Origin of the sequence: uncultured Eubacterium sp., from assembly GCF_937958975.1 — a bacterium.
Classification (GTDB): domain Bacteria; phylum Bacillota; class Clostridia; order Lachnospirales; family Lachnospiraceae; genus Eubacterium_G.
The window spans coordinates 16541-38885 of sequence record NZ_CALGRE010000002.1 but is presented as its reverse complement, the minus strand read 5'-3'; the positions used below and the strand labels follow the sequence as shown (position 1 = coordinate 38885).

General features: G+C 34.3%; 21 protein-coding genes. 20 read left to right on the top strand and 1 reads right to left on the bottom strand.

The window, feature by feature from the left end; genetic code table 11:
• Window positions 1-4 precede the first annotated feature (4 nt).
• The gene (locus Q5O86_RS00220; RefSeq protein WP_302625146.1) at window positions 5-2257 is read left to right on the top strand and encodes an ABC transporter permease; all 2253 of its coding nucleotides are present in this window, start codon (window positions 5-7) and stop codon (window positions 2255-2257) included.
• A 65-nt stretch (window positions 2258-2322) separates the two neighbouring features.
• Here Q5O86_RS00220 and Q5O86_RS00215 read toward each other — a convergent pair whose 3' ends face one another.
• The gene (locus Q5O86_RS00215; protein ID WP_302625145.1) at window positions 2323-3915 is read right to left on the bottom strand and encodes an Ig-like domain-containing protein; all 1593 of its coding nucleotides are present in this window, start codon (window positions 3913-3915) and stop codon (window positions 2323-2325) included.
• A 159-nt stretch (window positions 3916-4074) separates the two neighbouring features.
• On the opposite strand from Q5O86_RS00215, the gene Q5O86_RS00210 reads away from it, so the two are divergent.
• The 19 genes from Q5O86_RS00210 to Q5O86_RS00120 all read left to right on the top strand — a co-directional run bounded on the left by Q5O86_RS00210 (window position 4075) and on the right by Q5O86_RS00120 (window position 22313).
• Complete coding sequence (locus tag Q5O86_RS00210; protein ID WP_302625144.1) at window positions 4075-5055, top strand: ABC transporter substrate-binding protein; 981 nt, start codon at window positions 4075-4077, stop codon at window positions 5053-5055.
• A 17-nt stretch (window positions 5056-5072) separates the two neighbouring features.
• Window positions 5073-5849 (top strand): ABC transporter permease, encoded by a 777-nt coding sequence (locus Q5O86_RS00205; RefSeq protein WP_302625143.1) that lies wholly within the window; start codon window positions 5073-5075, stop codon window positions 5847-5849.
• Window positions 5846-6649: an ABC transporter ATP-binding protein gene (locus Q5O86_RS00200; protein WP_302625142.1), complete on the top strand. Its 804-nt coding sequence runs from the start codon at window positions 5846-5848 to the stop codon at window positions 6647-6649. Before Q5O86_RS00205 ends, Q5O86_RS00200 begins: the two co-directional genes overlap by 4 nt.
• Window positions 6630-7700 carry a hypothetical protein gene (locus tag Q5O86_RS00195; RefSeq protein WP_302625141.1) on the top strand — a complete coding sequence of 357 codons (1071 nt, stop codon included), beginning with the start codon at window positions 6630-6632 and terminating at the stop codon, window positions 7698-7700. The genes Q5O86_RS00200 and Q5O86_RS00195 overlap by 20 nt, the downstream gene beginning before the upstream one ends.
• A gap of 20 nt (window positions 7701-7720) precedes the next feature.
• Window positions 7721-9316 carry an MBOAT family protein gene (locus tag Q5O86_RS00190; protein ID WP_302625140.1) on the top strand — a complete coding sequence of 532 codons (1596 nt, stop codon included), beginning with the start codon at window positions 7721-7723 and terminating at the stop codon, window positions 9314-9316.
• A gap of 55 nt (window positions 9317-9371) precedes the next feature.
• Complete coding sequence (locus Q5O86_RS00185; protein ID WP_302625139.1) at window positions 9372-10862, top strand: class I adenylate-forming enzyme family protein; 1491 nt, start codon at window positions 9372-9374, stop codon at window positions 10860-10862.
• Window positions 10863-10954: 92 nt separating this feature from the next.
• Window positions 10955-11176 carry an acyl carrier protein gene (locus tag Q5O86_RS00180; RefSeq protein ID WP_302625138.1) on the top strand — a complete coding sequence of 74 codons (222 nt, stop codon included), beginning with the start codon at window positions 10955-10957 and terminating at the stop codon, window positions 11174-11176.
• 66 nt (window positions 11177-11242) lie between these two features.
• Window positions 11243-11614 (top strand): Asp23/Gls24 family envelope stress response protein, encoded by a 372-nt coding sequence (locus Q5O86_RS00175; protein WP_302625137.1) that lies wholly within the window; start codon window positions 11243-11245, stop codon window positions 11612-11614.
• A gap of 96 nt (window positions 11615-11710) precedes the next feature.
• Complete coding sequence (nusB, locus tag Q5O86_RS00170) at window positions 11711-12097, top strand: transcription antitermination factor NusB (protein ID WP_368074706.1); 387 nt, start codon at window positions 11711-11713, stop codon at window positions 12095-12097.
• Window positions 12098-12120: 23 nt separating this feature from the next.
• Entirely contained in the window at window positions 12121-13332 is a 1212-nt protein-coding gene (gene xseA / locus Q5O86_RS00165) for an exodeoxyribonuclease VII large subunit (protein ID WP_302625135.1), read from the top strand.
• Entirely contained in the window at window positions 13332-13547 is a 216-nt protein-coding gene (gene xseB, locus Q5O86_RS00160) for an exodeoxyribonuclease VII small subunit (protein ID WP_302625134.1), read from the top strand. Before xseA ends, xseB begins: the two co-directional genes overlap by 1 nt.
• Window positions 13540-14430: a polyprenyl synthetase family protein gene (locus Q5O86_RS00155; protein ID WP_302625133.1), complete on the top strand. Its 891-nt coding sequence runs from the start codon at window positions 13540-13542 to the stop codon at window positions 14428-14430. Before xseB ends, Q5O86_RS00155 begins: the two co-directional genes overlap by 8 nt.
• A 26-nt stretch (window positions 14431-14456) precedes the next feature.
• Window positions 14457-16331, top strand: a complete 1875-nt coding sequence (gene dxs, locus Q5O86_RS00150; RefSeq protein ID WP_302625132.1) for a 1-deoxy-D-xylulose-5-phosphate synthase — start codon at window positions 14457-14459, stop codon at window positions 16329-16331.
• Complete coding sequence (locus tag Q5O86_RS00145) at window positions 16328-17137, top strand: TlyA family RNA methyltransferase (RefSeq protein ID WP_302625131.1); 810 nt, start codon at window positions 16328-16330, stop codon at window positions 17135-17137. Before dxs ends, Q5O86_RS00145 begins: the two co-directional genes overlap by 4 nt.
• Window positions 17138-17148: 11 nt before the next feature.
• Window positions 17149-18003 carry an NAD(+)/NADH kinase gene (locus Q5O86_RS00140; RefSeq protein ID WP_302625130.1) on the top strand — a complete coding sequence of 285 codons (855 nt, stop codon included), beginning with the start codon at window positions 17149-17151 and terminating at the stop codon, window positions 18001-18003.
• A gap of 10 nt (window positions 18004-18013) precedes the next feature.
• On the top strand, window positions 18014-18463 hold the full coding sequence (argR, locus tag Q5O86_RS00135; RefSeq protein ID WP_302625129.1) for an arginine repressor: 450 nt from the start codon (window positions 18014-18016) through the stop codon (window positions 18461-18463).
• A 33-nt stretch (window positions 18464-18496) separates the two neighbouring features.
• On the top strand, window positions 18497-20185 hold the full coding sequence (gene recN / locus Q5O86_RS00130) for a DNA repair protein RecN (RefSeq protein WP_302625128.1): 1689 nt from the start codon (window positions 18497-18499) through the stop codon (window positions 20183-20185).
• 97 nt (window positions 20186-20282) lie between these two features.
• The gene (gene spoIVB / locus Q5O86_RS00125) at window positions 20283-21503 is read left to right on the top strand and encodes a SpoIVB peptidase (RefSeq protein ID WP_302625127.1); all 1221 of its coding nucleotides are present in this window, start codon (window positions 20283-20285) and stop codon (window positions 21501-21503) included.
• Window positions 21504-21569: 66 nt separating this feature from the next.
• Complete coding sequence (locus tag Q5O86_RS00120; protein WP_302625126.1) at window positions 21570-22313, top strand: FHA domain-containing protein; 744 nt, start codon at window positions 21570-21572, stop codon at window positions 22311-22313.
• The last annotated feature ends 32 nt before the right edge of the window (window positions 22314-22345 follow it).

Sequence of the window (22345 nt, the reverse complement as noted above, 5' to 3'; positions counted from 1 at the left end):
GTTGATGAAAAATCCGTTAAATAAAAGAATATTGAGAGAATTGAAAGAGGATTTTGGAAAGTATCTTGTAATATTTTTATTTATGACTTTGACAATCGGATTTGTTTCAGGGTTTCTTGTGGCGGGAGGAAGCATGAAAACTTCGTATGAGGAGAGCTTTGAAAAATATAATATTGAATATGGACATTTTGCTTTAGGTGATAAAGCGGATGACAGGTTAATAGAAATTTTAGAAAAAAAAGGAGTAAAGATATATGAAAATTTTTATAAAGATACGCAATGTGATACAAATTTAGATGGAGATAATAATAGTACGCTTAGAGTCTTTGTAAATAGGAAAAAAGTAAATAAAGTATGCCTTATGAAAGGGAGTATGCCAAAGAAGAAGAGTGAGATTGCCGTTGATAGGATGTTTGCAGATAATAATAAAGTAAAAATCGGTGACAAAATAAAAGTGGCAGATAGAAAATTAACAGTAACAGGAATGGTTGCCCTGTCAGATTATAGTGCGTTATTTTCTAATAATACTGACATGATGTTTGATTCAGTAAAATTTGGTGTTTCCGTTATGACAAAAGAAGGTTTTACATTTGTTAATAATAATACGAAATATAATTATAGTTTTTTATATAAAAATGTACCGAAAGACGAGATAGAACAGAAGGAAATGTCAGATAACTTTTTGAAAGAGCTGGCAAAAGTGGCAGTGATAGATGATTATGTACCCAGGTATTTGAATAGTGCGGTAAATTTTACGGGGAATGACCTTGGCAGTGATAAAACTATGATGATAGTAATATTGTACATATTAATGGTTATATTAGCATTTGTTTTTACAGTGACAATCAGTCATACAATAGTGAAAGAATCAGCGGTTATTGGAACGCTTCGTGCATCGGGATATGATAAGTCTGAAATTCTAAGTCATTATATCAGGCTTCCAATGCTTGTATCTTTTCTTTCCGCTATAACAGGAAATATATTGGGGTATACAGTTTTTAAATATATGGTAGTGGGTATGTATTATGGCAGTTATAGTCTTCCAACATATAAAACAATATGGAATACAGAAGCTTTTGTTTTAACAACGGTGGTTCCAATGTTTATAATGTTGATTACAAATTTTATAGCATTAAGTACAAAATTGTCATTATCACCTCTTAATTTTCTAAGAAGAGATTTAAGGAAAAGACAGAAAATGAAAACTGTAAGACTCCCTGACATTAAGTTTTTCAGCAGATTTAGAATACGCATTATATTACAAAATAAAGTAGGATATCTAACGCTGTTTGTTGGAATTGTTTTTGCAAATGTTTTATTATTATTCGGAATGATGATGTCGCCTCTGCTCGAGCATTATAAGACTGAGATTGTAGAAAACATGATTGCTAAATATCAATATATTTTAAAATCACAAGTGGAAATAGAAGATAGAAGTGCTGAAAAGTATAGTGTTACAAATTTAAAAATGAATATGTCTGATGATGGAGAGGAAATAAATATATATGGAGTTGCTGATAACAGTAAATATTTTAAGCAGAATATAGAAGATGGATATTATGTATCGGAAGGATTTGCTGATAAATATAAAGTAAAAGAGGGAGATTTCCTTAAGTTAAGGGAAAGTTATGGGGAAAGGGAGTATAAATTTAAGATTCAGGGATTTGTAAAATATCCGGCTGCATTAGCTGTCTTTATGTCTCAAGATGAATATAACCATGTGTTTGAAAAAGAGGATGGATATTTTAATGGTTATTTTTCAAATAGCAAAATAGATATCGATGACAATTATGTTGCTACATGTATTACAAAAGACGATTTAACGAAAACATCAAGACAGTTAGATGTCTCTATGGGAAAAATGTTCTATTTGGTCAATGTATTTGCTGTTGTGATGTTTACAATATTAATCTATCTCTTAACAAAACTAATTATAGAAAAAAATACAATATCTATCTCCATGGTAAAGATTTTAGGGTATACGAATGGAGAAATTGGCAGACTCTATCTGGTTGCTACTACTGGAATCATTATTTTATCAATGATTATAAGCTATTTGATTGCGATGGCAGTTATAGACACTATATATTTTCAAATGATGAAAGATTATAGCGGATGGCTTACATTGTATTATGAACCGGTAATTTTTGTACAAATGTTCTTTATGGGGATGGTGGCATATGGCATTGTGGCATGGATGCAGTTTAAAAAAATAAAAAACATACCAATGAGTCAGGCATTAAAGGTGACGGAATAAGTGATTAAATCAAAAATACCGATATAAAACCAATAGAGAACTATGGGTTTTATATCGGTATTTGATTATGAAACTTTTATTTTATACCCTTTTGTGCGGTAACTGTTGCATTTAGTATTAGAATATATAGAACGGATTTTATAGTAAAATGTTTTTCCTTTTTTCTTGTTTTTATCTGTATATGATGCTGTAGTTGTTGTCGCAATCTTTTTATATCCAGAGCCTTTTTTTGTTGAACGGTAAATATAATACTTTACAGCATTTGTATTCTTTTTCCAGGATATTTTTATATTAGCGTACTTTTTACTTTTTGCATTGGTTGATAGCTTTTTTACTTTAACCTTTGTTGGAGTAACTAATTTAACGCGCACACTTCTCTTTAGCTTGATTCCGCTGTCTGTGGTGGCGGTAATTGTTGCTGTTCCAATTTTTTTTGCGGTAATTTTGCCGTTGGCATCTACAGATACAATAGTGGGTTTACTGCTTATCCAGGAGATGGCATCTGTGGTGTCTGATGGGGACAGGCTGGTTGTATAAGTTTGCGTGTCCTTTCTGTGTAAATAGGTGGTTCCTTCTGCAATTGTAAACGCAATAGAAGGTTGTTTTATGCTCACGGAACACATTGACATTAAACCACTGTCTGTTGTAGCCATAATCATTGTATCTCCGGTTCTAAGACCTGTTACGTTACCCGTATTTCTGTTGACGGCTGCTTTTTCACCATCTAAGCTGTAATATTCAATTTTGTTTGTAAACAGATGCATGAGTGGATTTTCGGGGGTGTATTGAAGGAAAGCACTAAGATTTTGAGACTTTCCTTTATTTACAGTTATTGTAGTAGATGACAGTTTTAAAGTATCATCAGATATTGCCTGTAATTTTTTTGCAGTATCATATTCTAATTTTGTAAGCAATTCATCGGTGTCAAATTCACTGCCGGGAAGGAAGTGATTATTATAAGCTGACTTTGAAAAGATACTCTGGTAGAGTGTGCATGCCGCAAGGTAACTTCCCTCAATAGAAGGATGGTGCAAGTCCGAATGATACAAGTTAATTTCAGGATATAAAGTCATACATCTTGTATAATTAACTCCGGCAGTAGATACCGTACAGTTGAAAAGGTTTCCGATAAAATAATAGTTTTTTGTCATATAATACTGTAATGTTGTATGGTCTAAAAAAGTAAGTGTTCCATCGATGGTAAAATCTTTTCCGGTGTAGTCTGCCTGGGTTTCATAAAGAATAGTTTCGGCACCATATTGTTGTATCAGCTCTTTTAGAACAGAGACAGCATCTTTGGAAGTTTCCATGTTTTCTATTATAGAGGCCCTGTGGTCTTGTAAAATAACATAATCAAATTTTTTTTCTGATAATAACTGTTTTATTTTTGTATTGTAAAGATTACCGTCTGCTGCAAACTGGGATAATTTGTAATTGGATGCAGTTACAGTCTCGACTTCAACCTCTATCCCATCGGCATTGGCAAGTCCCTTTATCATAAGCGGCATATTATTATAATAAGTAGAACTGTTTCCAATAAAAAGTATTCTGACAGGTGAAACGCTCAGGGGAGATGCTTTTATGCTGTTAAAAGACATCGAATATACTGCAGTAAATAATAATAAAAATAAGATGTTTTTTTGTAAACTATGTTTCATATATTTTTTCCTCCGCACTTTATCAAAATCATAAAATATTAATTTGATGAAAATGAGATTATTAAATCAAGTCCAGTTATCAATTTTATATCATTTTTATTTTTTAATGTAATAAATGAAATAATTTTGTAAAAAAACAAAGAAAGAAGGAACGAATGAATGAAAATTTGGAAAAAAGTTACAGGGATTATTGTTACCGTTTCATTGATTGCAGGCTTGACTGCATGTAGTGGAGGAGATAAAGAAACAAAAAATGAGGCAGAAAACCTAGTAATCGCTTATCAGTCGAGCATTGCGTATGCACCTCTTGTTGTTATGAAAGAGCAGAAACTGATTGAAAAATATTATGGGAAAGATTTGTCCGTAGACTGGAAAATTATGGCAAATGGTTCAGCAATTAATGATGGCATTACTGCCGGTTCCGTTGATGTTGGCGCTATGGGAGTGGCTCCGGCTATCACAGGAATGAAAGCGGGAATCCCGTATAAGATTTTTGCAGGTATGTCCTCACAGCCTTATGGTATTCTCACAAACAAAAAAGAAATCAACAGTTTGAAAGATATTACATCAGATGACCAGATAGCAATCACGAACATTAACAGTCAGCCTCACATTTTATTGGCAATGGCAGCAAAAGCAGAACTTGGTAATGCGAGAGCGTTGGATGGAAATTTGACAGTTTTGGCAAATGCGGATGGTTATTCTTCAATTTTGTCGGGTGCGGTTTCGTGCCATATGGTAATTTCTCCATATAATTTTATGGAGCTTGAAAATGAAAAAGTACATGAAATAGAAGTTGGCGAAGATGTATGGCCAAATGGAAATACATTTATCGTTGGTGTGGCATCTACAAAATTAAAAGAAGAAAAACCAGAATTATATGATGCTCTTTGTAAAGCGATGGAAGAGGCAGTGACATATATTGATAACAATCAGGAAGCAACTGCGAAACTGATTGCACAGGATTATGATGCATCAGAAAAAGAGATTCTCTCATGGATGCAGGATGAGGGTTCAAATTATACGACAAAACTTCAGGGAGTAATGGAACTTTCCAATTTTATGGTTGAGGAAGGATTTCTGGAAAATGGACCAAAGGATATTCGTGAAATTGCATTTGATAATGTTCAGGGAGAATAGGAAACGAGGAGTAAACAGTGAATAAGAAGATAAGAAATATTCTGGCACAGGTTATTTTTATTTTAGCAGTTTTAGTGTTATGGCAGGTTCTGTATTCTATGGAAATTTGGCCGAAGTTACTGTTTCCATCATTAAAATCCATAGGACAGGCATTTATAACAGCGTTTGCAGAAAAAGAGCTGGCGGTCATGGTATTACATTCTCTTTCCCTGATATTAAAGGGACTTGTAATAGGAATTTTGCTGGCACTTATATTTTCAAGTCTTTCTGTTATCAGTGAAACCTTTTATGCGATTTATAACATGATTGTCTCAATGTTTGATTTGATACCGGGTATCGCATTGATACCCGTGGCAATACTATGGCTTGGTGTCGGTGATAATTCAATTATTTTTATGGTGATTCATTCTGTTGTGTGGCCGATGTCAAGGAGTATTATTGATGGCTTTAATGCTGTACCGAAACTTTATCTGGAAGTTGGACAAAATATAGGACTAAATCCGGTCAGACTGGTGTTTGGTGTTTTCCTTCCGGCAGCTCTGCCGAGAATTTTCTCGGGGATAAAAGTCGGCTGGGCAAGAGCGTGGAGAGGTCTTATCAGTGCAGAGATGATTTTCGGTGGTGGTGGAGCCTTAGGAATTGGATATTTTATTCAGGACAGACGAACCCAGACCGATATTTCAGGTGTTTTTGCGACAATTATCGTAATTGTTATAATCGGGCTGATTGTTGAGTACGGTATATTTAGAACCATTGAGAATAAGACATTTAAGAAATGGGGTATGACACGATGAGCAATCAAAAGAATACTATTTTAAAAATACAGAATCTTACAAAGAAGTATGATAATTCGAGCAGGGTAATTTTAAATAACATAGATTTAACAGTTAATGAAGAAGATTTTTTATGTGTTCTCGGTCCGTCGGGATGCGGAAAATCTACATTAATTCGATGTATTGCAGGTTTTGAGGAATATAAAGGTTCTATTGAAGTAAACGGAAAACGTGTAACGAAACCCGGTGCAGACAGAATAATGGTTTTTCAGGATTTTAACCAGTTGTTTCCATGGAAAACAGTTCTTGGAAATTTGACATATCCATTAAAGGCCGGAGGTATGAAGAATAAACAGGAGCGTAAAAAAAGAGCCATGGAATATCTTGATAAAGTAAATCTTCTGCCATATAAAGATTATTATCCACATCAGTTAAGTGGAGGAATGAAGCAGAGAGTGGCAATCGCAAAAGGAATGGTGCTAGGTTCAAAAATAATTATGATGGACGAACCCTTTGCAGCATTGGATGCAATGACAAGAAACCAAATGCAGGCTGAGTTAATGCAGATAAAAGAAAAGGAAAAAATGACAGTGTTATTTATCACTCACAATATTCAGGAGGCAATTGCCCTTGGAAACAGAATTATGGTCATGTCAAAAGATGGAGTGATAAGGGAGCATTTGTATAATCCGATTGAAAAACCTGTGACACCGGCAAGCGAGGGCTATGGTGAGCTTTGGGAGCACTTAAATGGATTATTGACTGAGGAGAATACGGAAAAAAATAAAACCGGAGAATTACATGAAAACAAAAATATTTAGATTTTTTAAAATCATTTCATTTTGTATGGTTGTTATTTTGATGGTGCATTGTATATCAGACCTTTTTAAACCAAAATGGTTGGAGAACAGATGGCAGTCATCAAAGACCAACAATAGTTTTTACGAGTTAGAAAAGAACAGTACAGATGTTTTGTTTTTGGGTTCCAGTGTTATTGCCGCTGCGCTTGACCCATTTCAGTTGTATGAAGAATATGGAATTTCATCATATAATCTCGGTGTTATGCAACAACCGATGATAGGGACTTTTTTCTGGATGAAAGAAGCGTTAAAAACACAATCACCGAAACTTATAGTTGTAGAAATAAAGACCGCAGGTCGAGTTTCAGATAAAGATGAGGCGGATTCAAGAAAATCATATGAGTATATGCGGTGGGGAAAAAATAAATTGCAGTATGCATTGGAATATACAAATACCAATGAACAGGCAGATATTTTTGAGTATCTTTTTCCTCTTTCCCTCTATCATACGAGGTGGTCTGAACTTTCCCGTGATGACTATAATTTTGTTTTGGGAGAAGATAAAAGTTATACCAGAGGTTTTGCAACGCTTACAACCAGATATGAGAACAAAGAAACATATAAAGAATATAACGGTATCAGAGAAGATGACAAAAAACAAAAAGATTATAATGAGACAAATACGAAGTATTTGAGACGAATTATAGATTTAGCAAAGGAAAATAATATTGAGCTTTTATTTGTAAAAACACCGGATAGTGCGTGGAACACTTATAAACACAATTATGTTGTAAAAATAACAGAAAAGTATAAGGCTTCGTTTATTGATTTTAACACAAAAGATAAGATGAAAGAACTTGATATTAATTTTGGAAGAGATGGTGCTGATTCGAATCATTTGAATATGGATGGGGCAATAAAATTTACATCATATATTGGAAAGTATATATCTGAACATTATGATTTTACAGAAGATTCTCTCAGTAAAAAGAAAAAAGCAGATATGTATAATAGGGAAATGACAAATTATAAAAAAGTGTATGAAGATGCGTTTGCTGTCATGGAAAAATAGAATAATCCGGAGGAGAAAAAATGAATTTTACAAGTATAATGTTTTTGCCCTTTGTTATTTTTGTGGTTTTTTTGTATTTTACGCTGTTTCGTAAATGTCAGTGGATACTTTTACTTGTGGCAAGCATCGCGTTCTACCTGTTTTCGGGTCCGAAGTATATTATATATATTTTAATTACGGCGGTGTCTACTTATCTGCTTGCAAGACGGATACAGTATCTTCATGATAAAGAAAAAAGGATAGTACAAGAGAAACAATTAGATAAAGAACAAAAGAAAAAAATAAAGAAGAAATATACATCCAAAAGAAAAAGATATCTGTTGCTGGATTTTGCAATTAATATCGGATTGTTATGTGTTGTGAAATATATGGATTTTGCACTTACAGGTGTTACATCTGTATTAAGCCATTATGGAATTGAATGGAGCAAACATTTTGGTTTTGTTTTGCCTCTGGGCATATCATTTTATACATTTATGTCAGTAGGATATATCCTGGATATCTACTGGAAACGATACAGAGCAGAGACAAATTTATTTAAATATACCTTATTCACAACATATTTCCCTCATATTATTCAGGGACCTATTGCCAGATATAACAAATTGGCACCACAGTTTACTGAAAAACACAGGTTTGACTATGATAGGGTGACAAAGGGAATACAGCTTATGCTGTGGGGATATTTTGAAAAAATGGTTATCGCAGACCGACTTGCGATTTTTGCAAATGGAGTATATGCAAAATGGGATGAAGTGACAGGGCTCCCTTTAATTTTGGCAATTATATTCTTTTCCATACAGCTTTATATGGATTTTCAGGGATGTATGGATATCGCAAGAGGTATTTCCCAGGTTTTTGGAATTGAATTAGAAAGAAATTTCTGGCATCCGTATTTCTCAAAAAACATGCCGGAATTTTGGAGAAGATGGCACATTACTCTTGGTGCATGGTTTAAGGATTATTTGCTGTATCCGGTGTCAATGTCAAAACTTTGCAAATCTATTAATAGGTTTACGAGAAAGAAATGGGGGAATACGGTATCCAGGACCTGTGCGACAATTATTCCGGCTGCCTGTGTATGGCTTATCACGGGGGCATGGCATGGTGCGGCAATGTGTTATATTTTATGGGGAATTTACCATGGAATATTAATTATACTCGGCGCCATTTTTGAGATACCATTACAGAAATTCTCTACTCTTTTACATATTAAGACAGATACATGGAGTTTTAATTTATTTAGAATGATTCGGACCTTTGTATTATCGGCAGTGGGAAGAATATTTTTTGTGGCATCTGCCGGTTTTGGACAGGCAATTGAAATTATTCAGAGAACTTTTGATTTCAAAAATTTGAGTTTGTATACAATGTGGGATGAGAGTTTATACACATATGGACTGGACAGACACGGATTTACGCTTGCATTGTTATTGATTGTATTGGTATGGATTGTAGGCATGTTACAGGAAAAAATGTGTATCAGAGATTTTATCGGAAAACAGAATCTCGTTTTTCGATGGATTATGTATCTGGGACTGATTGCATCTATCTTAATATTTGGGATTTATGGTTCCGGTTATGATGCAGGGGCATTTGTATATGGACAATTTTAGGGTTGAATGAAATCGAATCATGTGATGAATAAAACAAGATGATTGGAGGCAGGAAATGAGTGATAAAGTGTTTTCCATTGTGGAGGCTTTAAAAGTAAATGCAGAACTTACACCAGATAAGCTTTGTTTGGGAGATAAAAAAAAGCAGTTAACATATGCTGAGTTTTGGGAAATTGTGAAAAAGACAGCATTTTACTTAAAAAACAGGGGAGTGAAACAGGGAGATATCGTTGTTATCAGAGGCGCCCAGAAAGTGGAGTTTCTAGCTGCTGTATTTGGAGTTCATTTATTGGGAGGTGCAGTATGTGCGCTGGAGAAATCCATAAAAGATGACAGAATCCTGGAAATCATGAATTTTGTGGATGCAAAAAATTATATAGCAGACAGAGCGGTAAAGAAGGATACGATAAATAATATAAGTATGAAAGAAATGTATAAGTCTGCTTTGGAAGAATCTGAAGGACTAAAGAATATACAATTTCCAAAAGCAGAGGATTTGTCTGAAATATTATTTACAACCGGAACAACAGGAAAATCCAAGGGTATAGAAGTGACATTTGGATGTGATATTGCGATAGCAGAAAATGTAATGGATAGTGTGGAAATGGGAAATGATGAGGTAGAACTTATCACTACACCGATAAATCATTCCCTTGGTATTCGAAGAGCGTACGGAGCAATTTATAATGGAAGTTCAGTTGTTTTAACGGATGGTATTGTTTTTGTGGAAGACTTTTTTAAATTACTAGACCATTATAAAATAACTGCAATTACATTTGTTCCCGCAATTTTAGAACAGGTTTTAAAGTTTGCGAAAGACAGGTTTTCCGGTTATGCAAAACAGCTTAATTATATTCAGCTTGGCTCGGCACCTCTCTCGGAAACCAATAAAGAACTTCTGACAGAAATGTTTCCCGGGGTAAGATTATACAATACATATGGAGCTACGGAATCGGGATGTACTGTTATCCTAGAATTTAATAAGTATGCGGATAAGAAAAAATGTATTGGAAGGACAACTGTAAATACGCATATCTTTTTTGTGGATGATAATAAGAATGAGATAAGTGCGACAGTTGAACATCCTGGTATTATGGCTTTTTCCGGAGCAATGAATATGAGAGGATATTACAAAGAACCGGATATTACAAAAGAAGTATTAATTGATGGAAATATATATACAAATGATTTAGGATATAAAGGCGAGGATGGACTTATCTATTTATTGGGGCGTCAGGGAGACGTTATTAATATGGGAGGAATTAAAATTGCTCCGACAGAAGTTGAAGAGGTTGTTATGCTAAATGATAAAGTTAAGGATTGTGCATGTATACCGGTATATGATGAGATTACAGGAGAGGCGCCAAAGTTATTTGTAGTAATGAACGAGGGATGTATGTTTGACCAAAAGGAACTTTCAAAATATATGCTTGATAAGTTAGAGGCTGTAAAAGTTCCTAAAAAATTTCAAGTGATAGATGAGATACCGAGAACCTTTAATGGAAAAATAATACGAAAGAAATTAAAAGAATTGAATTGTAAATAATTATATGGTAAATATATAAATATTAACAAGGATTCAGTTGTGGAGGTTTGTTTTTTAAACTGAATTAGAAGAACAGAAATGAGGCGAAAATTATGCATGAAGAAGTAAAAGAAATTTTAGAAGAAATATGTCCGGCATTTGATGTGGAAGACGAGGACATGAATATTGCTGAAGATTTAGATTCTATGGATTTAATTGCTTTAATAGCAGAATTGGAAGATAAATTTGATATTGAAATTACAATGGAAGAAAAAACAGAGGAGAATTTTGAAAATATTGATACATTAGTTGTTATGATTGAACGTCTTCAATAGTTGTAAAAAATATGTTTTGATGGTATACTTGCAAAGATAGAATGTCTTTTAATCAGGAGGTATTAAATGGAAACTGTAAGAAATACTTATAAGATATATGATAATTCAGAATTGGGAGAAGTTCAGATTAGTGACGATGTTCTGGCCGTAATTTCGGCGATGGCGGCAATGGAAGTAGATGGTGTTGTTGCCATGGCGGGAAATGTTACAACAGAAATCGTAGCAAAACTTGGGATGAAAAAATTGTCTAAGGGTGTCAGAGTTGATGTAGATGAAAATACAGTGATGCTCGACCTCTCTATTGTATTGAGAATGAATGAGAATATTATTCAGATTTCTAAAAAAGTACAGGATAAAGTTAAGACAACAGTTGAAAATATGACAGGCATGAAAGTTGCTAATGTAAACGTAAATATTTCTAATGTTTTATCAAACTAATTAAGACGAAATTAAGGGTGTCTGTAAAGACACCCTTTTTGAGCGTTAATAAGTTATGAAAAAAGAAAGGCCGGTAAAAATATGAACAGGATTAAAATGAGAGAATATACTTTTAAATTACTTTTTTGCAATGAATTTCATGAAAAAAGTGAGATGCCAAAACAATATGATTTGTTTCTTGACAATTTGGAAAATACAGTATTGAACGAAGAGGACAGGGATTATATTACAAAAAAAGTTACAGATATTATAAATCATAAGGCAGAGATAGATGGGGCTTTGGATAGAGTTTCTGTTGGCTGGACAACACAGAGAATGGCAAAAGTAGACCTCACGATATTAAGATTGGCATACTATGAGATGAAAATGGAGGAAGATATTCCACAAAAGGTCGCTATAGACCAGGCGGTGGAACTTGCTAAAAAGTTTGGCAGTGACGATTCTCCATCATTTGTTAATGGGATTTTGGCGAAAATATTTTAATTAAGTTGATTTAGGAGTGAAACATGGCATCTGTATATTCTGTCGGGCAGGTAAATGCATATATAAAAAATATGTTCAATGCCGATTTTGCTTTGAATAATATCTATATAAAAGGTGAAATCAGTAACTGCAAATATCATACGTCGGGACATATTTATTTTACGCTCAAGGATAACACCGGTGTAATCTCTGCGGTTATGTTTGCCGGAAACAGACAGGGATTAAAGTTCCGGCTTGAAGAAGGACAAAAAGTGGTTGCCCTGGGAAGTGTCAGTGTGTATGAGAGAGATGGAAAATACCAGCTCTATGCAAAACAAATTATTTTAGAGGGTGCAGGTCTTTTATATCAGAGATTTGAACAACTGAAAAACGAACTGGAAGAAATGGGACTTTTTGATGCAATGTACAAGAAGAAAATTCCGTCATATGCTACAAAAATAGGAATCTGTACGGCAAAAACGGGTGCAGCCATTCAAGATATTATTAACATATCAAAAAGAAGAAATCCATTTGTTCAATTATATTTGTATCCATGTCTTGTTCAGGGACAGGAGGCGGCAAAGGATATCGTGAACGGAATACGATGCCTTGATACGATGGATTTAGATATTATTATTATCGGAAGAGGCGGCGGTTCTATTGAAGATTTGTGGGCGTTTAATGAAGAAATTGTGGCAAAAGCGATATTTGACTGTAATACACCGATTATATCGGCTGTAGGACATGAGACAGATACAACAATTGCTGACTATGTGGCGGATATGAGAGCGCCAACACCATCTGCTGCTGCTGAACTTGCGGTATTTGATTATAATGAGTTTATAGAGAGGCAGATAAATTATCGAAAATTGCTTTTTTCAAATGTGAGTAATAAAATAAAATTGTGTAGAATTAATTTAAAGAATTATGAGACAAGCATTCAGCTTTACAGTCCTGCAAATCAACTTAGGAGCAGGCGTCAGTATTGTGACGATATACAGACAAAATTATTAGACAATATTTACGGATTGTTAGAAGAAAGAAAACATCAGTTGCAAATATACGCTGAGCGGTTACAGGGAATGTCACCGCTGAAACGAATTTCCAAGGGATTTGCATATGTGGCGGATAGTAATGCAAAACCACTAAATACTATTAACCAGATAAAAAAAGATGATGAGATAACTTTAATTATTAGAGATGGTAAAATAAAAGCGAAGGTAACAGATGCTTTGATAGAGAGAAGGAGTCAGTGATGTCTGAAAAAAAATTGAAAGAGCAGAAGTCAGTAGAAGAAAATTTTAATGAGATTGAGGAGATTATAGTTGAGATGCAGAAAGAGGATGTAACTTTGGATACTGCATTTGATTTATATAATAAAGGATTAAAATTAATAAAGGATTGCAATGGACAGTTAGATTCTATTGAGAAGCAGATTAAAATATTAGAAGAGGAAAATATCAATGAATAATTTGGAATTTATTTTTCAGGAAAAGAAAGATTATATACAGAAAATAATATACGATTTTTGTCCAAAAGAAGATGGATTACAAAAGACAATTTTTGATGCAGTAAATTATAGTGTGAGAGCAGGAGGAAAACGTTTACGGCCTATGCTTATGCTGGAGACATTGCGACTGTTTGGGGGAAAAGAAGAGGAAGTGTACCCGTTTATGGCTGCAATAGAAATGATACACACATACTCCCTTGTTCATGATGACCTTCCGGCAATGGATAATGATGCATTTCGCAGAGGAAAGATGACAACGCATACAAAGTTTGGGGAGGATATTGGTGTATTAGCCGGTGACGGACTTTTAAATCTCGCATATGAAATCATGTCAGAAGCATTATTAAATAGCGACCGGATGGACAGGGCTGCCCGTGCAATGCAGGTCATTGCAAAAAAAGCAGGAATATATGGAATGGTCGGGGGACAGACAGTGGATGTTGAAAACGAGGGAAAAGAAATGACAATTGACACTGTAATGTATATTCATAATCTTAAAACGGCTGCACTGATTGAGGCATCCATGATGGCAGGAGCTATTTTAGCAGGAGCTACGGCAGAGCAGATAGATACGGTAGAAAAAATGGCAAACAAAGTCGGAATTGCTTTTCAGATACAGGATGATATTTTAGATGTCACAAGCACTACAGAGCAGCTCGGAAAACCGGCTCTCAGTGATGAAAAGAACAAAAAAACTACTTATGTTTCTCTTTTAGGTATAGATATTTCTAAGGAACATGTAAAGAGATATTCCCGAGAGGCAATAGAATTATTAGAAAGCCTGGGGGGAAATAACAAATTCCTTAAATTTTTATTTATTAAATTAATTAACAGAGAGAAATAAAATTCGTTTTATTTGGTGAGAAAACAATGGGAAAAATATTAGATAATATTAATAAACCAAATGATATAAAAAAGATATCCAGAAGGGAATACCCTGAATTAGCAGAAGAAATACGGCAATTTTTAATTCAGTCGGTCAGCAGGACAGGAGGGCATTTGGCTTCTAATCTTGGAACAGTAGATTTAACAATTGCGCTGCATGCGGTTTTAAATCTTCCGGAAGATAAGATTGTATGGGATGTGGGGCATCAGGCTTACACTCATAAAATTTTAACCGGAAGAAAAGAGTGTTTTGGGAAGCTAAGGAAATTAGATGGTCTGAGTGGTTTTCCAAAAAGACATGAGAGCGAGTGTGACAGTTTTGATACAGGACACAGTTCTACGTCTATATCAGCTGCTCTGGGTATGGCAGTCGCGAATCAGTTAAATGGAATTGATAACAGGGTCGTTGCAGTGATTGGTGATGGCGCATTGACGGGTGGTATGGCACTGGAGGCATTGAATAATGTAGCAGCGTTGAATAAAAATTTTGTGATTGTTTTAAATGACAATAACATGTCTATCTCTGAAAATGTAGGAAGCATGTCCAAGTATCTCAATAAGCTCAGAGTTGGTGAACATTACAATGATTTTAAAGTGGATGTGGAAAATTCCCTGAGTAAGATTCCTAAAATTGGTGGAAGACTGGTCAGAAGAGTCAAGAGAACAAAGGATAGTATAAAAAATCTGATTATTTCCGGAGGCTTGTTTGATGATTTGGGAATTACTTATATTGGACCGGTAGATGGGCATGATATTAATGCAATGATTGACATTTTTAATGATGCATTAAAAATAGAACATCCTATTGTAATTCATGTAAAAACAATAAAAGGAAAAGGTTACAAATTTGCAGAGGACAGTCCGTCAAAATTTCATGGAATCAATTGTTTTGACATAGAGACAGGAACAGAAATCGGAATACAAAAAAATAAGAAGCTAATGACTTATACGGATGTTTTTTCGAGAACTATAATAAAACTGGCAAAAGAAAATAAAAAAATTGTTGCAATAACAGCGGCTATGCCGGATGGAACAGGGTTGACTGACTTTGCCAAAGAATATCCGGATAGATTTTTTGATGTGGGTATTGCCGAGGAACATGCGGTTACATTTGCTGCAGGATTGGCAGCATCAGGTTATAAACCGGTGGTATCGATATACTCCTCCTTTTATCAGAGAGCATATGACCAGATTTTACATGATGTATGTCTACAAAATCTTCCGGTTACATTTATTGTGGACAGGGCAGGTTTAGTAGGAAGAGATGGGGAGACACATCAGGGAATTTTTGATATATCCTTCATGTCAGCAATTCCGAACATGGCGATTATAGCACCAAAGGACACAAGAGAGTTAGTTAGTTCATTGAAGTTTGCGATGACTTATAACGGACCGATTGCTGTCAGATTTTCCAGAGGAACAGCATATGTAGGATTAGGACATGCAGAAGAGAAGATTGTTTTTGGAAAAAGTCAGATAATAGAAAAGGGAAAAGATGTTGCACTGATTGCTGTCGGAAATATGGTGGAAGAGACACAGCGGGCAGTAGATGTCTTGAAAGAAAAAGGAGTCTATCCGACTTTTGTAAATGCAAGATTTTTAAAGCCTTTGGATGAAAAATTGATTTTACAGCTTGCGAAATCCCACAGATGTTTGATTATTATCGAAGAAGGAATTAAAAAAGGCGGATATGGTGAAGGAATTGAATCATTGATATCGGAAAATCAAATCAATACGAGAACTCTAGTTATGGCAATTGATAATCAATTTATTGAACAGGGGGCTGTGGAAGAATTGAGAGAAAAAATTGGAATTGATTATAAAAATATTTGTGAAAAGGTACTTGAAATAATAAAATGAAAGAAAGATTAGATGTTTTACTTGTGAAAAGAGGACTTGCCCCGTCAAGGGAAAAAGCGAAAGCAATTATAATGAGCGGTATTGTATTTGTGGATAATGTGAGAGAAGACAAGGCAGGGACGTCTTTTGATGAAAAAGTTCAAATTGAAGTGAGGGGAAAAACACTCAGATATGTGAGTCGTGGGGGGCTTAAGCTGGAAAAGGCAATGGACAAATTCGGCGTAGAGATTCATGGAAAAGTATGTATGGATGTAGGCGCCTCCACAGGTGGATTTACAGATTGTATGCTTCAAAATGGTGCTGTTAAAGTATATTCTGTGGATGTGGGCCATGGTCAGTTGGCATGGAAACTGGTACAGGATGAGAGAGTCGTATGTATGGATAGAACCAATATACGCTATGTTACATCTGAAGATATTGAGGATGTAATTGATTTTGCTTCTATTGATGTATCCTTTATTTCGCTTACAAAGGTTCTTTTACCCGTAAAAAACTTATTAAAGAAAGACGGGCAGATTGTCTGTCTGATAAAGCCACAGTTTGAGGCCGGAAGAGAAAATGTGGGAAAAAAAGGTGTTGTTAGAGACAAAAAAATACATACACAGGTGATTGAGAAAGTTATTGAATATGCAGAAAGTATCGGTTTATGTGTTTTAAATCTGGATTTTTCACCGGTGAAAGGCCCGGAAGGAAATATTGAGTATTTATTATATTTGCAGAATGTCCTGAAAAGTAAAAATGAAAAAGAGCATGAAGTCTTTCCAAAAGATGTGGTGGAACAGTCACACTTGGAATTGGATAAATAGAGGTGATTGTATTGAAGAATTTTTGTATTGTTTCAAACAGTTATAAAGATGAAGAGTTGAAACTGGCAAATTCTATTTCCCAATATATTAGAGATTTAGGAGGGGAATGTTTTGTTGTAGATAACGTAGACGTATCTACAGGAGAATTTAAAATATTAGATTATAGTGAATTTCCGGATTCTCTGGAGTGTGTTATCAGCATTGGTGGAGATGGGACGCTATTACATGCGGCAAAAGATTTGAGTACATTAGATGTGGTTTTTGTTGGCGTAAACAAAGGAACTCTCGGATTTTTAGCAGAAATCTCACCGGATAATGTAAAAGAAGCAGTGGATAAGTTGTTGAGCGAGCGGTTTAATGTGGAATCCAGAATGATGTTAAAAGGTGAAATTATAAGAGATAATCGGGTTGTTTTTGTATCTACCGTGTTAAATGATATTGTGATACATAGAGGGGGAGATATGGCAATTACAAGTTATGATGTTTTTGTTAATGGTCAACGTCTCGGAACTTTTGAGGCAGATGGACTGATTCTGTCTACACCGACAGGTTCTACAGCATACAATCTCTCGGCGGGGGGACCGGTGGCAAGACCGGATTCGCATATTATTATGCTGACACCGATTTGCCCACATACGTTAACAAACCGCAGTATTATTTTTTCACAGGATGATGAAATCGAAGTGAAAATCGGAAAGAGCAGAACGCCTAATGAGGAGAAGAGAAAAGCAGCATTTGATGGTGATGGTATTTTTAATATTATTACAGATGATATTATAAGAATCAGTAAGGCGAGAGAGACAACTGAGGTTGCAAAATTGGATGAGGGAAGTTTTCTTCAGGCAATAAAAGATAAATTAAGATAGGAAGAATAAAGTGAAGGCGAAGAGGCAGAGAAAAATTATAGAATTAATATCCGAATATAATATTGAGACGCAGGAGGAATTGGCTTCTTTATTGGAAAGAGAAGGTTTTCCTGTTACACAGGCAACAATTTCAAGAGATATTAGAGAGTTGAATTTAACCAAAATAGCTGTTACAGGGGGAGGACAGAAATATATTGTGCCGGTAAGCACAACAATTGATATCAATAACAAATATTTGAGAGTTATTAATGATGGAATTGTTAAGATAGATATTGCCGAAAATATCCTGGTAATAAAAACAGTGTCCGGGATGGCTATGGCGGTGGCTGCTGCTGTGGACGCCATGAATATAAAAGAAATATTGGGATGCATTGCAGGTGATGATACGATTATGTGTGTGATAAAAACAAAAGAAAATGCGCCAGAGGTAAAAAATTATTTAGAAAAGATGATAGGCTGATGAGAATTGGAGAGAGGCACAAAAGGAGGGAATATGTTAATTAATTTACATGTGAAAAATCTGGCATTGATTAAAGAAATTGATGTAGATTTTAGCAATGGACTTATTGTGCTTACAGGAGAGACCGGAGCAGGAAAATCACTGCTGCTTGGTTCTGTAAATATTGCTCTGGGAAATAAAGTTTCTAGGGATATGATTCGCACAGGAGCAGAATTTGCATTAGTTGAAATGACTTTTCTTGCAGACAGCGATTGTATCTCAAGGTTAAAAGAGATGGATATTTTTGTAGATGATGACAATCAGGTAACGGTAACCAGAAAAATATCTGAGGGACGAAGTATTTCAAAAATTAATGGAGAAACTGTCAATATAAATATTTTAAAAAAAGTAATGGGAATGCTTGTGGATATTCATGGGCAGCATGAACACCAGTCTTTGCTTTATAGTGCAAATCATTTGATGATTTTGGATAAATTTGCTAAGGGTGAGATGAATGATTTGCCTGCGCAGTTAAAACAGGAATATCGTCATTTTTTGGATTTAAAATCAAAACTTGCAGAATATGATATGGATGAAAGTCAGAGAGCCAGAGAAATGGAATTTGCCTTATATGAAGTAAATGAAATTGACTCAGCGAATTTGAAGTCCGGTGAAGATGTTTTGCTTGAAGAACAATTTCATAAATTATCTAACAGTGAAAATATAGTAAATGCTCTGTCAGGCATATATAATTTTTTATGTTATGATAATAGTGGAAGTGCAGGTGATTTGATTACAAGAGCAGTTCAGGAAATAAATAATATAAATGATTTTGATGAAAGAATCCATCAGTTTCGGGATACACTATATGATATAGATACAATGTGCCGGGAACTAACAAGTGAAATTTATGATTATAACAGTGAATTAGAGTATCATCCGGAATCTATCAAAGAAGTAGAAGAACGATTAGATATTATTAATCATCTAAAGTTAAAATATGGAAAAAGCATTGAGGAGATTCTTTCATACCGGGATAAGAAACAAGAGTACATTGACAGTCTTAATCATTATGGACAGGAAATAGAAAAAATAAATGCCGAAATTTCAGATTGTGAAATAAAAATAAACAATTTATGTGAGAAAATTTCAAAAAAGCGTGCAGCCGCATCGGGAATACTAGAAAAAAAAGTCCGCGAAGCTTTGACAGAATTAAATTTTTTATCTGTTAATTTTAAAATAGATATTACAAAAAAGGATAAAATAACAGAAAACGGGTTTGATAATGTAGAATTTATGATTTCTACAAATCCGGGTGAACCATTGAAGCCATTAGTTAAAGTGGCTTCGGGAGGTGAATTGTCACGAATTATGCTTGCCATAAAATCGATTCTTGCCACAGAAGATGAAATTGATACGTTAATATTTGATGAGATAGATACAGGTATTAGTGGAAAGACAGCACAGATGGTGGCAGAAAAGTTAGCGAAGATTAGTAAAAACCATCAGGTTATCTGTATTTCACATCTTTCTCAGATTGCGGCGATGGCAGACAATCATTATCTCATTAAAAAAGATATGGAAAATAATAGTACATCTACCACAATTTTAAAATTAGACCGGGAGCAATCGATTCAAGAGATTGTAAGGATAAATGGTGGAGGAACAATGACGGATGCGGCAATTGCCCATGCAGTGGAAATGAAAGATATGGCAGACAGAACAAAAAGTGACTTGGTTTAAAGATAAGTTTTTTGGAATATTAAGAAGGAGAATAAAAATCTTTAAAAGATTGGAATTTTCCTTCTTTTTATTTAAAAAAATCTGGGGGTATGGATAAATGATAAAGATATATAGAAAGTGTATTATAATTTCAATTTTTGCGGCTTTAATGGTCATTATAATGTCAGGTGTAGTATATGTAAATAATAACTTGCCTGATACTATTTTTGTTGGGACCAATAAGGTGACAAAATACAATTTTTCTATGCCCGTATCCTTAGATATGAGCAATAAAAACGAAATTAAATTATCCGGTAAAAATAATATATATTCAGGTGAAAAAGGAGATTATACAGGAAAATATAAACTTTTTGGTATATTTTCGTTAAAAAATACTAATGTAAAAGTGGTAGAAAAATCTTATGCTTATCCGGTCGGACTTCCGGTAGGATTATATTTGAAGACGCAGGGGGTTATGATTATCGGAACAGGAGAGTTAGAAAATGAAGCAGGAAATATAGTATCTCCTGCAAAAGATAAAGTGAAAGAAGGAGAATATATTGTAAAGTTTAATGAACAGAATGTCAGTAATAAATCACAGTTATCTTATCTAATTAATGAGAATGGTAATAAAGATATACTTCTTACGGTAAGAGGAGAAAATGGTATTAGAACACTTCGGTTAAAACCTGTGAAAAGCAAGGAGGGAGAGTATATGCTTGGAATTTGGGTTCGTGATGACTCACAAGGCATTGGAACAATGACTTACATTACAGAAAATAATAAATTTGCAGCACTGGGTCATGGTATCAGTGATATTGACACCGGAAAATTATTATCATCTCACAATGGAACTATTTACAATGCAAATATATGGGGAGTGAAAAAAGGAGAAAAAGGGAAACCGGGAGGACTTTGTGGAACAATATCTTACAATGAAAAAAATATAATTGGTGCAATAGAAGATAATAAGTATTGCGGTTTGTTTGGAACTATCGACGCAGATATTATTTCTACTTATCATTTACAGAAAAAAGAAATTGCATTTCATAATGAAATAGAAAAGGGAAAAGCACAAATCCAGTTTATTTCTGAAGGAAAAATAAACTATTATGATATAGAAATTATAGAAATAAATGAAAATAATAAAGAAAAAAATATGGTTTTAAAAATTGTTGACAAAAATTTACTGAAAAAGACAAATGGTATTGTACAGGGGATGAGTGGAAGTCCTATCCTGCAAAATGGAAAAATTGTTGGTGCGGTTACTCATGTCATGGTGAATGACCCGACAAAAGGATATGGTATTTTTGCAGAGCAGATGATTTGGCAAAATTAAAAAAAATAGAGAATTATATCGGGAAATGTTGTATAATATTTATAATAGATAAGAAAGGGGCAGTTTATGGCAAAGAATAATATTGAACGCGTTTATGAAATAGAAGACTTGATTAAAAAATATAATAAAAAACCTGAGAAAAAAGTTAAGAAAAAAGATATTGTAAAATTACTCCAAAATGCTGAGATTATTATGGCAGCAAAGGCAGTGTTTGAGGATTGTCAGGTATATGAAGAAATGTTAGATGGAATTTCTTTACATCCGGATATCGTAAAAGATGGGGCGAGAGCCAGATTACTGCCTGTATTTACATCTTATGAGCAGATTCCGGTTGATTATATGAATTCATTTTCGCTCATAAGAATACAGGCGATGGATGCATATACTTTTATGAATGAATGTGATGATTTAGATGGTATGGTTTTGAATCCATTTACGGAAGCTCATTTGGAATTAAAAAAGAAAAAAGATTTTAGTAAAAAAACAATTACAAAACATTACAAAAAAGATATTGTTTCCAATCAGCCTGAAGCAATGATTATTCATAACAATAAAAAATATTTGATTAACAAGTCCCCTTTTACGATTGGAAGAGAAAATGCCAATATAGTGATTCCGCAGACGTATATATCTCAAATACATGTGGTAATCTCTTTTAAAGACGGAAAATACAGGGTGGCAGATTATGATTCTACCAATGGAACAAGGGTAAATGGGACATTATTGAAACCAAAAATATATTATGAATTGAGAGACGGTTACATTATCGAACTATCAGAAAAAGAAAAGATGGTTGTTTATATCAATTAATTTTTTGTCGACAGAAAAGTAAAAAAATCGAC

Coding starts and splice junctions, on each gene's coding strand:
- Q5O86_RS00220 (WP_302625146.1), top strand. CDS start 5: ATGAAAAATCCGTTAAATAAAAGAATATTGAGAGAATTGAAAGAGGAT.
- Q5O86_RS00215 (WP_302625145.1), bottom strand. CDS start 3,915: ATGAAACATAGTTTACAAAAAAACATCTTATTTTTATTATTATTTACT.
- Q5O86_RS00210 (WP_302625144.1), top strand. CDS start 4,075: ATGAAAATTTGGAAAAAAGTTACAGGGATTATTGTTACCGTTTCATTG.
- Q5O86_RS00200 (WP_302625142.1), top strand. CDS start 5,846: ATGAGCAATCAAAAGAATACTATTTTAAAAATACAGAATCTTACAAAG.
- Q5O86_RS00195 (WP_302625141.1), top strand. CDS start 6,630: ATGAAAACAAAAATATTTAGATTTTTTAAAATCATTTCATTTTGTATG.
- Q5O86_RS00190 (WP_302625140.1), top strand. CDS start 7,721: ATGAATTTTACAAGTATAATGTTTTTGCCCTTTGTTATTTTTGTGGTT.
- Q5O86_RS00185 (WP_302625139.1), top strand. CDS start 9,372: ATGAGTGATAAAGTGTTTTCCATTGTGGAGGCTTTAAAAGTAAATGCA.
- Q5O86_RS00180 (WP_302625138.1), top strand. CDS start 10,955: ATGCATGAAGAAGTAAAAGAAATTTTAGAAGAAATATGTCCGGCATTT.
- Q5O86_RS00175 (WP_302625137.1), top strand. CDS start 11,243: ATGGAAACTGTAAGAAATACTTATAAGATATATGATAATTCAGAATTG.
- nusB (WP_368074706.1), top strand. CDS start 11,711: ATGAGAGAATATACTTTTAAATTACTTTTTTGCAATGAATTTCATGAA.
- xseA (WP_302625135.1), top strand. CDS start 12,121: ATGGCATCTGTATATTCTGTCGGGCAGGTAAATGCATATATAAAAAAT.
- xseB (WP_302625134.1), top strand. CDS start 13,332: ATGTCTGAAAAAAAATTGAAAGAGCAGAAGTCAGTAGAAGAAAATTTT.
- Q5O86_RS00155 (WP_302625133.1), top strand. CDS start 13,540: ATGAATAATTTGGAATTTATTTTTCAGGAAAAGAAAGATTATATACAG.
- dxs (WP_302625132.1), top strand. CDS start 14,457: ATGGGAAAAATATTAGATAATATTAATAAACCAAATGATATAAAAAAG.
- Q5O86_RS00145 (WP_302625131.1), top strand. CDS start 16,328: ATGAAAGAAAGATTAGATGTTTTACTTGTGAAAAGAGGACTTGCCCCG.
- recN (WP_302625128.1), top strand. CDS start 18,497: ATGTTAATTAATTTACATGTGAAAAATCTGGCATTGATTAAAGAAATT.
- spoIVB (WP_302625127.1), top strand. CDS start 20,283: ATGATAAAGATATATAGAAAGTGTATTATAATTTCAATTTTTGCGGCT.
- Q5O86_RS00120 (WP_302625126.1), top strand. CDS start 21,570: ATGGCAAAGAATAATATTGAACGCGTTTATGAAATAGAAGACTTGATT.